This window comes from Glycomyces sp. NPDC048151 (genome assembly GCF_043202775.1).
Taxonomy (GTDB): domain Bacteria; phylum Actinomycetota; class Actinomycetes; order Mycobacteriales; family Micromonosporaceae; genus Glycomyces.
The window spans coordinates 1-12714 of the sequence record NZ_JBIDBB010000015.1; the positions used below are offsets into that span (position 1 = coordinate 1).

Annotated in this window: 17 protein-coding genes and 1 pseudogene; 16 read left to right on the forward strand and 2 right to left on the reverse strand. The window is 66.4% G+C overall.

What is annotated here, in order from left to right:
* The first annotated feature begins 147 nt into the window (after positions 1-147).
* The 13 genes and pseudogenes from ACGGCP_RS26410 to ACGGCP_RS26470 all read left to right on the forward strand — a co-directional run bounded on the left by ACGGCP_RS26410 (position 148) and on the right by ACGGCP_RS26470 (position 7719).
* Positions 148-381, forward strand: coding sequence for a hypothetical protein (locus ACGGCP_RS26410; RefSeq protein ID WP_392971585.1), 234 nt, complete (start codon positions 148-150; stop codon positions 379-381).
* A 667-nt stretch (positions 382-1048) separates the two neighbouring features.
* Positions 1049-1894: a RecB family exonuclease gene (locus tag ACGGCP_RS26415; protein WP_392971588.1), complete on the forward strand. Its 846-nt coding sequence runs from the start codon at positions 1049-1051 to the stop codon at positions 1892-1894.
* A 180-nt stretch (positions 1895-2074) separates the two neighbouring features.
* A complete protein-coding gene (locus tag ACGGCP_RS26420) occupies positions 2075-2911 on the forward strand; it encodes a Bro-N domain-containing protein (RefSeq protein ID WP_392971591.1) in 837 nt (278 codons plus the stop codon).
* Positions 2912-3742 (forward strand): AAA family ATPase, encoded by an 831-nt coding sequence (locus tag ACGGCP_RS26425; protein WP_392971594.1) that lies wholly within the window; start codon positions 2912-2914, stop codon positions 3740-3742. It begins immediately after the preceding gene.
* 31 nt (positions 3743-3773) lie between these two features.
* On the forward strand, positions 3774-4151 hold the full coding sequence (locus ACGGCP_RS26430; protein WP_392971596.1) for a hypothetical protein: 378 nt from the start codon (positions 3774-3776) through the stop codon (positions 4149-4151).
* Positions 4148-4336, forward strand: a pseudogene (locus ACGGCP_RS26435) (CHC2 zinc finger domain-containing protein); the annotation flags it as partial. The gene ACGGCP_RS26430 and the pseudogene ACGGCP_RS26435, both read left to right, overlap by 4 nt.
* 40 nt (positions 4337-4376) lie before the next feature.
* Positions 4377-5051 (forward strand): topoisomerase, encoded by a 675-nt coding sequence (locus tag ACGGCP_RS26440; RefSeq protein WP_392971782.1) that lies wholly within the window; start codon positions 4377-4379, stop codon positions 5049-5051.
* Entirely contained in the window at positions 5044-5229 is a 186-nt protein-coding gene (locus ACGGCP_RS26445) for a hypothetical protein (RefSeq protein ID WP_392971598.1), read from the forward strand. The genes ACGGCP_RS26440 and ACGGCP_RS26445 overlap by 8 nt, the downstream gene beginning before the upstream one ends.
* Entirely contained in the window at positions 5219-5839 is a 621-nt protein-coding gene (locus ACGGCP_RS26450; protein ID WP_392971600.1) for a hypothetical protein, read from the forward strand. Before ACGGCP_RS26445 ends, ACGGCP_RS26450 begins: the two co-directional genes overlap by 11 nt.
* Before the next feature lie 249 nt (positions 5840-6088).
* Positions 6089-6493, forward strand: coding sequence for a hypothetical protein (locus ACGGCP_RS26455; protein ID WP_392971602.1), 405 nt, complete (start codon positions 6089-6091; stop codon positions 6491-6493).
* Positions 6494-6520: 27 nt separating this feature from the next.
* Positions 6521-7204 (forward strand): RNA ligase family protein, encoded by a 684-nt coding sequence (locus ACGGCP_RS26460; RefSeq protein WP_392971603.1) that lies wholly within the window; start codon positions 6521-6523, stop codon positions 7202-7204.
* The gene (locus tag ACGGCP_RS26465) at positions 7204-7485 is read left to right on the forward strand and encodes an NAC domain-containing protein (RefSeq protein ID WP_392971606.1); all 282 of its coding nucleotides are present in this window, start codon (positions 7204-7206) and stop codon (positions 7483-7485) included. The genes ACGGCP_RS26460 and ACGGCP_RS26465 overlap by 1 nt, the downstream gene beginning before the upstream one ends.
* Before the next feature lie 3 nt (positions 7486-7488).
* Positions 7489-7719, forward strand: a complete 231-nt coding sequence (locus ACGGCP_RS26470) for a hypothetical protein (protein ID WP_392971609.1) — start codon at positions 7489-7491, stop codon at positions 7717-7719.
* A 57-nt stretch (positions 7720-7776) separates the two neighbouring features.
* On the opposite strand, the gene ACGGCP_RS26475 is transcribed toward ACGGCP_RS26470, so the two are convergent.
* Positions 7777-8478, reverse strand: coding sequence for a hypothetical protein (locus tag ACGGCP_RS26475; protein ID WP_392971612.1), 702 nt, complete (start codon positions 8476-8478; stop codon positions 7777-7779).
* Positions 8479-8772: 294 nt separating this feature from the next.
* A complete protein-coding gene (locus ACGGCP_RS26480) occupies positions 8773-9546 on the reverse strand; it encodes a hypothetical protein (RefSeq protein WP_392971615.1) in 774 nt (257 codons plus the stop codon).
* A 153-nt stretch (positions 9547-9699) separates the two neighbouring features.
* On the opposite strand from ACGGCP_RS26480, the gene ACGGCP_RS26485 reads away from it, so the two are divergent.
* Genes ACGGCP_RS26485 through ACGGCP_RS26495 form a run of 3 tightly spaced genes read left to right on the forward strand, consistent with a single transcriptional unit; the run spans position 9700 to position 12651 of the window.
* Positions 9700-10587, forward strand: coding sequence for a hypothetical protein (locus ACGGCP_RS26485; protein WP_392971618.1), 888 nt, complete (start codon positions 9700-9702; stop codon positions 10585-10587).
* Positions 10584-11174 carry an AAA family ATPase gene (locus ACGGCP_RS26490; protein WP_392971621.1) on the forward strand — a complete coding sequence of 197 codons (591 nt, stop codon included), beginning with the start codon at positions 10584-10586 and terminating at the stop codon, positions 11172-11174. The genes ACGGCP_RS26485 and ACGGCP_RS26490 overlap by 4 nt, the downstream gene beginning before the upstream one ends.
* 4 nt (positions 11175-11178) lie before the next feature.
* Positions 11179-12651, forward strand: coding sequence for an ASCH domain-containing protein (locus ACGGCP_RS26495; RefSeq protein WP_392971624.1), 1473 nt, complete (start codon positions 11179-11181; stop codon positions 12649-12651).
* Positions 12652-12714: the final 63 nt, after the last annotated feature.

Sequence of the window (12714 nt, forward strand, 5' to 3'; positions counted from 1 at the left end):
TGTGGATCAAGAACCACAAGTGACACAACGTGGAGCCCCAGCATAACAGAGCTACCCCTGTCAGATCTAGTCCAGGACAAGAGGTCTAGGACGAAGGGTCCCGCGTGGCAGCCACGCCGGAACAAGCTTCCCTCGTAGCTTAAGGTCATGATGGAGCGAATCCGGTCTTGGGCCGATCATTTGGGAATGCTGGCCGTCATGATCTTGGCGGGTTCTCTGGTGGCCTGGGTCGTGATCGAGAATCCAGGCTTTCCAGGGCTAGTCATGGCATGGATGGGGCTAACAGCGCTGGGAGGCGCCTTTATCTTCGGATGGGGCTACGGCCGCGGCATCATCGGCAAGAAGCGACGGAAGGACGCGAGTCGGGATGGAGTCCGGTAATGAAGCGCTTCGAGACCGGGCGGGAGGGGATGATTCCGCTCTGTCACTGCTTTCACTCCTGTTCTTCTAGATGCCTGTCATAACTCACACACTCTAGGCGTCTGTCAAGGTTTCGGTCGGGAACCCGACATCACACGTTCAGGGCATGTTCGAGAACCTCCAAGTTTCTTATAGATGATCTATAAGTGCAGGTAGTTCGGGCTAAAGCTCGATTCGAGGTTGCAGTGAGACCGGTCTCAAAATCCCAGTGTTCGGAATGTGTTTCCAGTCACTAAGGATGGAACCGTTCCCAGTACCCAGGAACTTCACATTCGCAAAACTTGGTTAGTGAGGGCGCACGCTCCGTGTCTTCAACGGTGCAGAACTAGCCCCTGATGTCAGAGTGTCTACAAACGAGGCGGCCCAGGTAATCCGTGATGCGCACGTTCACATCGCGGCCCGGCCTAGCGCGCGCCAATCCGAAACTTCCGGAAACCGGATGTCCGTACGGTTGTCCACTCCGGACGATTAGGCGGACCCGTGATGCTAGGCGGCACCACGGGAACTGATCACATAGGAGTGGCGAGCGGTGTGCGGCCGTGGGTAGTCTGACTCTCCTCGCTACGCACAGTAGGCGAGGACCCCATTTCCTCAGCACCCCCTGAGAACCCCACCTGGAGTCAATCCGATGACGATCCTCGAACAACAGAAAGCAGACGCCCCACCTCATACCGAGGAGCCTCACCGCTCCCCGTCGCAGCTCGGCGACTACGCCCGCTGCCCGCACATGTACTGGCTCAAGCGCATCCAGCTCGTCCCGCAGCGTCCGGACGCCTGGAGCCCCGAGGGCAAGGCAATCCACAGGGCCATCGAATCGTTCGAGCTGTCGCGCAGGCAGATCACCCTCGAAGAGGTCCAACAGACGTTCACCGACGCCTACGACTGGGAGATCGACCTCCTTTGTGAAAGGGAGCCGGACCCGGCACGGTGGGCGGACTCTGGGCCGCGGTACCCGGCCGAGGTCGACATCAAACGCCGGCGCGAGCGCGGACAGCACATCCTCGCCTCCTACCTGGCGTTCGCCGAGGCACACCCTGATCAGGCCCCGATCGTGCTCGACAGTCGGATTGCCGTAGAGCTGAAGCTGGAGTTCAGGCTCGGTGGCGTCCCGATCTTGTGCTACGTCGACCAGATCGTCGAGATCCCCGCCGCGAAGCCCGGCCAGCGGCTCCGCGTGCGCGACGTGAAGAACGGCCAGGCCCCCGCCGCGCCGCACAACCAGCTCGGCACCTACAAGCTCGGCGTCGAACTCGTCCACGGCGTCAAGATCGACGTGGGCGACTACTGGTACGGCAAGACCGGTCGCCTCTCCAAGGTCAAGGACCTCACCGAGTACACCGAGGCGTACCTGACCGACCAGTACGGCCAGCTCGACCAGGACATCAAAGCGGGACGCTTCGACCCGAAGCCGAGCCCGGCGAACTGCCGTTCCTGCTCGGTGAGCGGCTCTTGCGCCCACTGGATGCTCTACTAGATCTTCCGCGCGATCGAGCGTTGTCTACGGGCATCCAGCCTGGCTCTCGCGCAGGTCTCTTGCTTCACGCAATCCCATAACCGGGCTGGTGGCCCGGCAAATCAACCCCAGCGCGACCGGCACCGCGCCTCTGCTGACATCACTTTAAGCGGTGGATCACACACAAGGAGTGAGTTCATAGTGGTCGTAACCCACCTCGAAGTCGTACACCCGCCCATCGAAGCGGTCGACGACTTCACCTTTCCCGCAACGGGAACGCGGTTCCGCGTCCTCGGCAGCGACAACGACGCAGACGGCCTCTGGTTCGTCGCGGCCGATGTCGCCGAGGCCCTCGGTTACCAGCGGGCGCCCGATCTCGTCCGCCGCCTAGCGTTCGACGAGAAGGGGGTGCGCGAACTGCACACCCCTGGCGGCGCCCAGGTCGTCCGCGTCATCAACGAGCCGGGGCTCTACCAGGCCGCAATGGGGGCGAAGACCCAGTTGGGCGTCCAGTTCCGCCGCTGGATCGCGCATGACCTGCTGCCCAAGCTGCGCCGTACCGGCCGCTACGTCGTCGCCGAGGACCTGAAGTGGAAGCGGGCCGCCGCCGGGCTGGAGGTGGAGATCATGGAGCTGGAGACCGAGGTCGAAGTCCTCGGCGACCGCGCCGTGCTCGCCATCGGCTCCGAGTTCCGGCACGGCGGCGTCTCAGTCTGGGAGATGCGCGACTGCCTCGTCAGCGACGCCGAGCTGGACGGGCCAACCCGGTCTGTCATGTGCCAGCTCGAAGACCTCGGCGTCCTCTACCGCATCCGCCACGGCCGCTACGTGATCATGGAGGGCTGGCACGACCTCCTGTTCGCCGAGACCAGGGTCCGGCGCGGCGATCAGGTCTCGGTCTACTCCTGGGGCGTGGCCCGCGTTCGGCCTGGCTGCCAGCGGGAATTCCTCACCAGGGTCTACCTGCTCAAGCAGGAGCAGAAGCAACGCGCCTCCCGGAGGCGCGCACGCTCGGCCCGCCTGAGCATCGCGTCCTAGATGTTCTCACTCCTCCAGGCCCACCGCGCCGGGAGTGATGTCGGGGTCGCGCTCCCCACCGTCTTCCGCTCGTTCGAGCGGTGGGGGGCGCGGCTGATCCGGGGCCAGCTCTCGCTGTGCGCGGCTCCGGCCGGCACCGGGAAATCGGCGCTCGGATTGACGATGGCGCTCAAGTCGGGCGTCTCCGTGCTCTACCTCAGCGCCGACTCCGACTCCCACGTCCAGACCTCGCGGACGATCTCCATCCTCACTGGAGCCCCGCTCGCGGAGTCGCAGGAGTGGACTCGCTCACAGACCTGGCCCGCCGAAGTCGGCGAAGCCCTTGGTCAGAACTTGTTCTTCCGCTGGGACTTCACGCCGTCCCCCACTGTGGACGACGTGGAGGCCGCTGTGGCTTGTTACTTTGAGATCTACGGCGAGTTCCCGCACCTGATCGTGGTCGACAACGTCACCAACATCAGGGGCACCTCGGCCGCGAACGCTGACGATCCCTTCAGTGGTCTTGAGTCCTTGATGGACTATCTCCACTCGATGGCCCGCGAGACGGGCGCTCACGTGCTCGGCCTCCACCACACCACGGCCGCGCACAACGACTCCTCCCAGCCCATCCCCCTCTCAGGGGTGAAAGGGCAGATCTCCAGGGTTCCCGCCCTCATCATCACCCTCCACAAAGCCGGTGAAAAGCTCCTCGGCGCGTCGGTCGTCAAGAACCGCAACGGCCGATCCGACGCCGGAGGCCACCTCTCCGTCGAGCTGGAGGCCGATCTCTCCAGGATGGCAATCCGTGACCCCACGTTCCCGGCCGCCCAATGGGCGAGCCAGCAAAGATAAGGGCCGTGCCTTCGAGAACCACGTCAAGGACGTGCTCCTCGACATCGACCCCGCCGCCCAGCGCAACGGGAGCCGCTACGGACCCGTCGACCACGGCGACATCGACTCCCCGCACCTCGACCTGATCGTCCAGGCTAAGAACGTCAAGGCGATCAGCCTGCTCAACGTGGCGGACGCCGCCAGCGCCCAGGCGGTCAACGCCGGCCGGGCCGACTGGGTCGTGGTCCACCGCTACCGCCGGGGCGACTCCTACGCCCCGCACGACCGCAACCTCTGGACCGTGGAAGAGGCGTTCGCGCGCCGCCTGCTGTCGCTGTACGGGCTGTGGCAGTCCGGCGTGATGGTCCTGGCCCCGAAGGTCTTGGACCTGTCCGAGGCCGAGCGCGCGCCAGTCGCCTCGACGCGATGACCGAGCCCGCGATCTACGCGGCGCTCAAGCACTACTACCCGGGGTGGGAATCGCCGCGTACGGTCGCCGACCGCTGGAACTCCTGCAAATGCCCCGATCCGTCCCATGAGGACAACACCCCTTCTGCCTCAGTCCACCCAGGGAAAGGCGCGTTCATGTGCCACTCCTGCGGGCTGTCTGGCGACCTCATTTCCCTGATCAGAGACCAGGAAGGAGTCAATTACTGTGACGCTGTCGACAGAGCAGAGGCTTTCGCTCCTGGAATCGGCGAGGAGCTACGCCGAACAGGCCGAGGACTCCCCGGTCGCCGCCTATTTGGCGAGAAAGCGGGGCATCAACGATCCGGCCCTGATCAAGCGACTGGGGTTGGGCTACGTCGCCGAGCCTTCGGCGGAGCATGAGCGCTTCCGCGGGTTCATGTCCATCCCGTACCTGCGCTACGGGTACGGAGGCCCGAACGTCGCCACGATCCGATTCGCGTGCATCACGCCCGGCTGTTCCCACGAGCACCACGGCAAGATGAACTCACTGCCCGGCCACGCCTCCCGGCTCTACAACACCAGGGATCTCTTGGCGCCGGTCGACGAGATGTGCATCTGCGAGGGCGAGTGGGACACCATGACCGCCCTCGCCTACGGCCTCCACGCCGTGGGCGTCCCCGGCGTCGAGAGCTGGAAGCCCTACATGGCCGCCGCGTTTGCCGGATACAAGAAGGTCCGCATCTTCGCGCAGTCTGACGACAAGGGCCAGAGCCTCAAGTGGGCGAACACCCTCGCCGCGCAGATCCCGGCGGCCGTCGTCGAGCCGTGCCCGCACGGCCTCGACCTCAACGACGCCCACCTCCACGGCAAAGCGAACGCCCTCCTCAAGGGCCCCAGGGCGGTGCCCGCTGGTGTCTGACGCCGCCCACCGCTACGACGTGTTCGGGGCCGTCCCCGAGTCCGGCGACGAGGAGGCGTACCTGCGAGCCGTCTACCCCGAGTACTTCACCGACGAGCCCCACGAGGGCGGATGGGACGAGTGCGCGTGCTGCCCGCTCCCCGACGACGACGAAACCGAGACCCCACATGCCGAATGACACCACCACCGCCGAGCCGCCCGCCGTCCAGATCACCGACGAGGAGTGGGCCCGCCTGCGGGACATCGCCTTCGCCGCAGCCCGCTACGAGCTGAGCACCTGGCCCAGCGGCCTGATCGAGGCCGACGACCTCGCCCAGGACCTCATGGTCGACCTGGTGCGCTCCCCGGCCTCCACGCGGGGCCTGCTCGACGAGTACACGGCCGGGGGCCTGCGGACCACCCTGCGGCGCAAGGCGTTCCGCCTGGCGCACGCCGCCGCCGAATCGCGCCGGCGCTGCCACGGCACCGAGGTCTACTCCACCGTCCGCGTCCGCGCACTCCTGGAGGACGGCATCGGAATCATCCCCGGCGCCGTCGAGGAGAGCCGCGACCCGGACGGGTCCTACACGGTCGGCTTCGCCGAGGCCGCCGACCTCACCGCCGCCCTCGACCTGGTCGCCGACCGCCACCGAGAGGCCCTCATGGCGAAGTTCGGCCCCCAGCTCAGCAACACCTACGGGAAGCCGTCTTCAACGCAGGTCACCCGCGCCATCCAGGCGCTCACGTACCTGGTCAACAACCTCGCCGAGGAGTCCTCCCGGCTTCGAGGGAACACCACCCGCCCCTGAACAGGGTCTCCACAGGACGTGTCTGTCCACACTTCACCGCTGCGTATGTCCATAAAGCACATACGTGCTTGTTAGGAGGATCACCACGTGACTGACGATCCGTGGACCACACCGGCACCCTCAGCGCCGGTACAGTCGATGCCGCCGGGGCAGGGCACCCCCGTATCTGCCCCGGCACCCCAGATCGCCGCCCCCGCAATGCCTTCAGCGATCGTCCGCCTCACGCTCAAAGAGGACGGACCTCCCTGGTTGACCTTCGAGTCAGGGTCGGCCGCCGACATCATCGCGCACCTCGACGACAAGACCGCGATCCAAGGGCTTCTCCAGCGCGCCTCGACGATCTCGGCCTACTGGCGCACTCTCGGCGGCCAGAACCAGCCCCAGAACGCCCGCCCCGCCGCCTCCGCTCCCGCCGGCCAGCGTTCCGGCTACGCCGCCTCCGGCCCCCAGAGCGCCCCCGGCGGCGAACAGCGGTACTGCGATCACGGCGAGATGACCTGGAAAGCGGGCATCTCCAACAGCTCCGGCAAGCCGTATAGCGGCTGGTTCTGCTCCGGCCCGAGGGGCTCGCAGTGCCCGCCGCAGTGGCCCGACAAGGGCGCGGGCACCCGCCAGGCCGCCCCCGCGCAGTCCTACGACGCGCCCCCGTTCTAGATCCCCGCCTGTGAAAGGAGCCCCACCATGTCCGCACTCACCCTCGAAGCCCCCGCGGCCCCGCCGCTCCTGGCCGTCCGCGACGAGCACCGCAAGTGGCCCAAGACGCCGAGGCTGACGACTCCCTTCGTCATCACCGAGAAGATCGACGGCACGAACGCGTGCGTCGCCATCAGCCGCATCGACCACGGCGGCGAAGTCACCGCCGCAGACCTCGACTTCGACAACCACCCCGGCGTCCGCGTCGTCTTCGGCTCCGGCGCCGCCGTCTGGGCGGTGCGCGCCGCCTCCCGGACCCGCTGGATCGAACCCGGCCAGAAGGACAACTTCGGCTTCGCCCAGTGGGTCCACGAGAACGCCGAAGCCCTCACCGCCCTCGGCCCCGGCCGCCACTACGGCGAGTGGTTCGGGCGCGGCATCCAACGCGGCTACGGCATGGACATCCGATGCCTCGCCCTCTTCGACGAGCAGTGGCGCAACGCCCTCCCTTACGGGCTCCCCGAGAACGTCGGGGTCGTTCCCCGCATCGCCACCGCCGCCGGCCACGAGCTGTCCAAGCGCGTCGCCTGGGCCCTCGACCACCTCGACCGGGACGGCTCCTACGTGGGCGAGCCCGGTGCCGTCGCCGAGGGCGTCGTGGTCGCCTCCATGAACTCCAACCCGATCCGATTCAAAGCGCTCGCCGACGAACCCGAATGGAGCACCATCTGATGAGCACCACCACCAAGTCCAAGACGACCGTCACCGTCGAGCTGAAGAAGGGCACGAGCTTCGTCTTCGAGACTCCCGAGGTCCACAAGATCGAGGGCCAGACCGTGCTCGTGATCGGCGAGACGAACCGGGCGCTCCGGTTCGGGCTCGATGCCGTGAAGACCGTCCGCGTCGTCCCGGTCAAGGAGGACGTGGTCGACGAGCTGATGAAGCTCTACACCTCCGCTCTCAAGAGCCCGTACGCCTCCCGGTACAGCTACCACAATCCGTTCGGCGGGTAGCCCATGACCGCCGCCGACACCTTCGACGACGACGAGGCCCGCCGCCTCCTCGGCGGGCTCCAGGAGGGCCTGGAGGACGCGATGACCGCCGCCAAGATCACCATCGCGGCCGAGGTCTGGTCCGCCGTCGTCCGCGGCTCCAGGAGCGTCTACCTCACCGCGAGGAACTCCGGGTACAGCCGACGCGAGGCCCGCGAGGTCGCCCGCGACTTCATCATCCGTTGCACCCAATAGGCTTACGACGGCCGCGCGGCCCCACCCAGACGGGTGGGGCCGCTTTCTTGCACTGACTCAGGCGGCCTCGTAGACCGGGGAAGCAACATCGAAGTGCGCTTCGATCGCGCCGCGCATCCCAGGATCGTTCAGGTCGCGGTCCAGCTCCTTGCACTGATCGACAACCATGCGGGCCAGGCCTGGCAGGGACGGCACACCGAGCACTCGCCAGTTCCCGTCGCGCCCAATGCCGAACTGGTCGACCGTCTTGCCGTTGGCCTTGGTGATCGAGTCCCAGACGATGTTGTCGAACCCCTCGTAGAAGTCCACGAAGAATCGAGGGGAGTGGTGGTCCTGGTAGTACAGGCGTCCGTTCTCGGCCCGGTGCTTGAAGTAGAAGTTCACGTACCGGTCGAGATCGTCCCGTTCCGCCGAGCGGCTCGGCTTGTGCCGGACACCGGTCGGGTTGTGCGGCACGTGGGCCAGCTCCGCGAGAAGCTCACCACCGATGGGGAAGGCGACTTCGTAGAGATGGATGAACTCCGGCTCGTCGCTCTCGAAAAGGCCGGACTCATCCCAGCGCCCGTCACGCAATGTACGGCGAAAGCGCTCCAGCCCGGCCGAGAGGTGGCAGTACGCCGAGCACTCAGACGCGGACTGCTCCTGCCAGTGGCAGAAGTCGGGGAACTCGTCGAGGATGCCGAGGGCGTTGCGGCGCATCGCACCGACCGAGCTGTACGGCGTCGGCGTCGGTCGCCGGAACCACTGAAGCTGAATCATCTTCTCAGGTTACGTGCGGCAGTGTGGGTTGCCGTCCATCTTGCGCTCGGCGTGTCACCCAGCGGGACAAGCCGACAGCACACGCCCACTTGGTGGACGCGTCAGCGGAGAAGGTCAGAGAATGCGACGGATTCGCCGCTTGACCCTTTTTGCCTTGCGCGCGGTCTGGACGACCCGCCGCGCGCCTGGGTCGGCGATCTGCCGCACGAGCCGCGCCTTCGCGCGGCCCCGCACTCGGTTGAACGTGACCTTGACGGGGTTCCGGCGGCGGCGGGGCATGAGGGTCTCCAATCGCTACACAGCAATCAGGACATTGTCGCTGTCCTTGACCGCCTTGACAACCCGCTGGATGGTACGGATGTCGACGGGCAGCTTGCACGCGTCCTTGAGCGCGGGCGCGGAGTGCTTGGGGTGCTTCTGGTGCGCGGACGCCACGGCGTCCCAAGTCTCCTGGTGGATACCGGTCGGGGCGACCCCGTACGGGAACCGGACGACAGGCTCGGCGACGGCCTCGCCGAGGTCGTCGAGCGCCGCCGGGGATTCCGGCACGACCGGTGCCACCTCGGCCAGCGCGACGGCGGCCGGAACCGCGACGGGCTCGGCCACGAGCACCGGGGGAACGTGTGCGGGTGTCGCCACCTCGACTGGCGCAGGCTCACCGACCCTGTTCAGGGAGTCAATGAAGTTGCTGAGCATGGTCTTGGTCAAGAACGCGTCCAAGTCGTGAACGCGCCACAGGATGAGCGGCGGGACGGCCGAGGCCGCGATCGTGAGGGCCTGCGATTCGGGGATCTGCCCTGTGGTGAGCAGGTGTGACAGGGAGTTGCAGACGATCATGAGCCCGATTGCCGCGAAGGTGTCGAGGCGGCGGTGGACCTTGAAAGCGGCGAGCGCGTACACGTCAAGGGCGACGGGGTAGAAGACCGCGAGGCGGTAGTCGTAGCCGACTTCGACGGCCATGTGGTACTCGCCGGTCGCGCACAGGGTGATCGCCGAGGCGAGGGCGGTCCACACGAGGATGCGCATCCCGCGCGGCGAGGAGGGCTGGGTAGGCTGGTCAGTACGCATACTGCTTTCCTTCTCTGTTCCTAATCCGAGCTGGTGAGTAGTGCGAGGCCCCGGCGCGAGGTGTTCGAGCACCTTGCCGGGGCCGTCTTGCGTTTGCGCTCCAGTGTACATGAAGAGTGGGCATTTTTTGGGCACGTGTGGTTTACTTAGGGCATGACCACAAAAAGCCCACCTCAAGCTGACGTGGCGGCGGGGCTGCGGACGGTGCTGCGGCACGGTCTTCCGCTCTCCGCAGGCCCACCGCCGCCCGCGCTGCTCGAACTGCGGGGCGTTGTCGGCCGCGCCGTCGACCCCACCGACCCGGCCAGTCGCACCGAAGCGCTCGAAGGACTTCTTCGGTCGCTCCTGACCCGCTTCCCCGATCCGCGGACGGCCGCCGCGGCACGCATCCTCTTCGGACTTCATTCCGGTGCGGGCCTCAATCTCATGAAGCGCCGTGCGGCGGCAGCCGAAGCCGCCGTGTACGAGGCGGACCACTTCCGGAAGCGGATCGAACCAGGGCTGCTCGATCAGCTCGCGGCTGAGCTGCTGGCCGACGCCGACCGGTTCCGCCGGACCAAGCTCATCGCGCCCCGCCTGGCTGCATGCACGGATCGACAGCTCGTCACCCCAGACCCGCTCGCGTGGGAGGTCGCCGCCCACGAGGAGGCTCTTACGCGGGTGTGGGCGGCGGTGTACGCGCTCCGCGCGGACCTGCTTCTCGCCGAACGGCTTGTCAGTCTGGACGAGTCCGTCGAGGCAGTCGCCACCGCTTTGATCAGCGCTGCATGGAGATGGGGTCAGGCCCGCAACAGTGCCGCCGACTTCGTCGACATCTACCCGGGCGAAGCGAACGCGGACGAACTGATGGCTTTGGCGGGGTGGTGTCCCCTGCTCACTCCGGAGGAAGCCGTGGCAATCCGGACCGCGGCCGAAGACGCCGGAGATCCCGAGACGTTCCGGTCCGCCGTCGCTGCGGATCTGGATCTCGACCAGACCTGGGTGCGCCCATACCTGGGCGCCGCCCATACCGAACCGATCCAAGAAAGCACCGAACTGTGACAGACGCACTCGCACAAGCCATCGCCAACGCCGCCGAGGAGCCTCCGAAGCGGTACGTCATCACCGGAGGCCCGTCCACTGGGAAGGACGAGCTGATCACGGCCATCCGCGCCGCCGGGCTCCCGTGCATGGAAGAGGAGCCGGGCCGGGCGATCTACCGCAAGCACCGCGACCGGCTCGGCCGGCACCTGCTCAAGGAAGACCGCCGGGACTACTCCCTTGAAGTCCTCGCGGCCTTCGTCGAGGAGTTCGAGCACCACACGGCGGGCATCCGCTTTTACAACCGCGGTATCCCTGACGGGTACGGCTGGGAGGGATTTTTCGGTCTCCCGCCTGCTCCTGAGCTGGATGCGGCCACCGAACGGTACCGGTATGACACCGTGTTCGTGCTCGATCCCCTCGACAGCTTCGAGGACCCTGACGACATCGTGTGGGCCAAGGAGCGCGAGCTGCGCCGCGTCCACGAGCTGATCGTCCAGGGCTACATCAACGCCGGATACGAACCGGTGTTCGTCTCGCCCGGCCCGGCCGCCGACCGGCTCGATTTCATCTGCGCGAACCTGCGACTCCCCAAGCCCGAGAGGTGACACCATGACCCAGCCTGACCTTCTGGTCTCCCCGAACTCGGTCCTGGCGAACGCGCTGGTCCGCTCAATCGACCTCCTTCGTCCCCGCGTCGCCGCCGACCGTCCGAACAGGATCGAGTTCGTCGTGGGAACCCAGATCAACGGTGCGCCCCACCTGGGCACCAACCTCGTCCAAGCCGCCGCCTTCACGCTCGCCCGACTTGCTCGCCGCGAGTTCGGCATCGAGACCGCCGTCAAGTTCGGCGCGCTCGACAACGCCCCCTACGAGGTCGATCTCGACCCTGAGACCCATCACTCTTACCAGCGCACCTACTTTCATGCGCTGGGGAAGGCAGGGGTCGATGACCTGATCGATCGCTACTATCGGGCGTTCTTCGACTCGCTCTCCGACGCGACCGATGTGGAATACATCGTCGAGACCTACACCGACCAGCAAGCGAGCCCAGGATTCCGCGCAGAGTTCCTCCGGAGCCTGGAGTACCTGGAGGACATCCGGTTGTGGATGGCACCCTCGCACGGGAACGTCCACGTCCGTGTTCCCTGCCCCGAGTGCGGGTGGGCCGAGAAGCGCGGCGACCGGACCCGGCTCGCCGGCCTCGACGAGGACGGGGCGACCTTCACCGCCGTGTGCATGGACCACGGCCCGTATGAGGTCCACATCGACCCCGAGGACGACACCCCGTACCTCGACCTCGCGACGCTCTACCGCAACCTCGTCAAGGAGCGCTTGATCGGCCGGGACCGGAAGATCCTGCCCGTCATGGTCAAAGGAGGCGACTGGACTTTCGGCTGCCAGCTCGTAGACGGAGCGCTCGGCGCGATGGGAACGCCCATCACCCAGATCCCCATGCGGATCTTCACGCCGCAAGTCCTCGCCCCGACCGGCGCGAAGCTGTCGAAGTCGCTCCTTCGCGAGCGAGGAACGACGGCGCTCCCGCCCGATGTCGAGCCGTGGATGCTCGACACCACCACCGTTCCCGGCGACGTGGACGGGTACGTGGATGCCCTGTTGTGGCTGGTGGGCACGATGCTGTCCGATCCCAAGCACTTCTTCAGGTCCTTCACCGTCCGCGAGCTGAGTCGACTCATGCACGCCCGGCCAGCCGAGGAAGCCAACCGGCCGCGTGCGCACGAGATGGGCATCTACAAGAGGTACTTCGACCTGATCGCAAGCGGAGAGAAAACCACCGAGATCCGCGTGAACGACGCCTCCCGGCGGAACCTTAAGGAGGGCAAGCTGATCCGGTTCAAGTGCCAGGGCGACGAAGTCCTCACCAAGGTCACCTACGTCCACAGGTACGCGGATTTCGATGAGATGTTCGATCACGAGTCGGTCGCCTCGGTGAACCCGACCGCGACCCGAGAAAGCCAGCTCGCCAACATCCGCCAGATCTACCCACCCGAACGCGAAGCGATGGGCGTGCTTGCAATCGGCATTGAACTGATCGACCCGCCCCGTCTGCGGCCGAAATCGTAACCTCACGGGACAGCTAAGGGGCGGATCGCGTATGCGTTCCGCCCCTTAGCATTTGGGCGGGGT

What these genes read in the sequence shown, in the direction of transcription:
- ACGGCP_RS26485 (WP_392971618.1), top strand. Translation starts at nt 9,700, where the DNA reads ATGACCACAAAAAGCCCACCTCAAGCTGACGTGGCGGCGGGGCTGCGG.
- ACGGCP_RS26470 (WP_392971609.1), top strand. Translation starts at nt 7,489, where the DNA reads ATGACCGCCGCCGACACCTTCGACGACGACGAGGCCCGCCGCCTCCTC.
- ACGGCP_RS26410 (WP_392971585.1), top strand. Translation starts at nt 148, where the DNA reads ATGATGGAGCGAATCCGGTCTTGGGCCGATCATTTGGGAATGCTGGCC.
- ACGGCP_RS26480 (WP_392971615.1), bottom strand. Translation starts at nt 9,546, where the DNA reads ATGCGTACTGACCAGCCTACCCAGCCCTCCTCGCCGCGCGGGATGCGC.
- ACGGCP_RS26475 (WP_392971612.1), bottom strand. Translation starts at nt 8,478, where the DNA reads ATGATTCAGCTTCAGTGGTTCCGGCGACCGACGCCGACGCCGTACAGC.
- ACGGCP_RS26425 (WP_392971594.1), top strand. Translation starts at nt 2,912, where the DNA reads ATGTTCTCACTCCTCCAGGCCCACCGCGCCGGGAGTGATGTCGGGGTC.
- ACGGCP_RS26495 (WP_392971624.1), top strand. Translation starts at nt 11,179, where the DNA reads ATGACCCAGCCTGACCTTCTGGTCTCCCCGAACTCGGTCCTGGCGAAC.
- ACGGCP_RS26415 (WP_392971588.1), top strand. Translation starts at nt 1,049, where the DNA reads ATGACGATCCTCGAACAACAGAAAGCAGACGCCCCACCTCATACCGAG.
- ACGGCP_RS26465 (WP_392971606.1), top strand. Translation starts at nt 7,204, where the DNA reads ATGAGCACCACCACCAAGTCCAAGACGACCGTCACCGTCGAGCTGAAG.
- ACGGCP_RS26450 (WP_392971600.1), top strand. Translation starts at nt 5,219, where the DNA reads ATGCCGAATGACACCACCACCGCCGAGCCGCCCGCCGTCCAGATCACC.
- ACGGCP_RS26460 (WP_392971603.1), top strand. Translation starts at nt 6,521, where the DNA reads ATGTCCGCACTCACCCTCGAAGCCCCCGCGGCCCCGCCGCTCCTGGCC.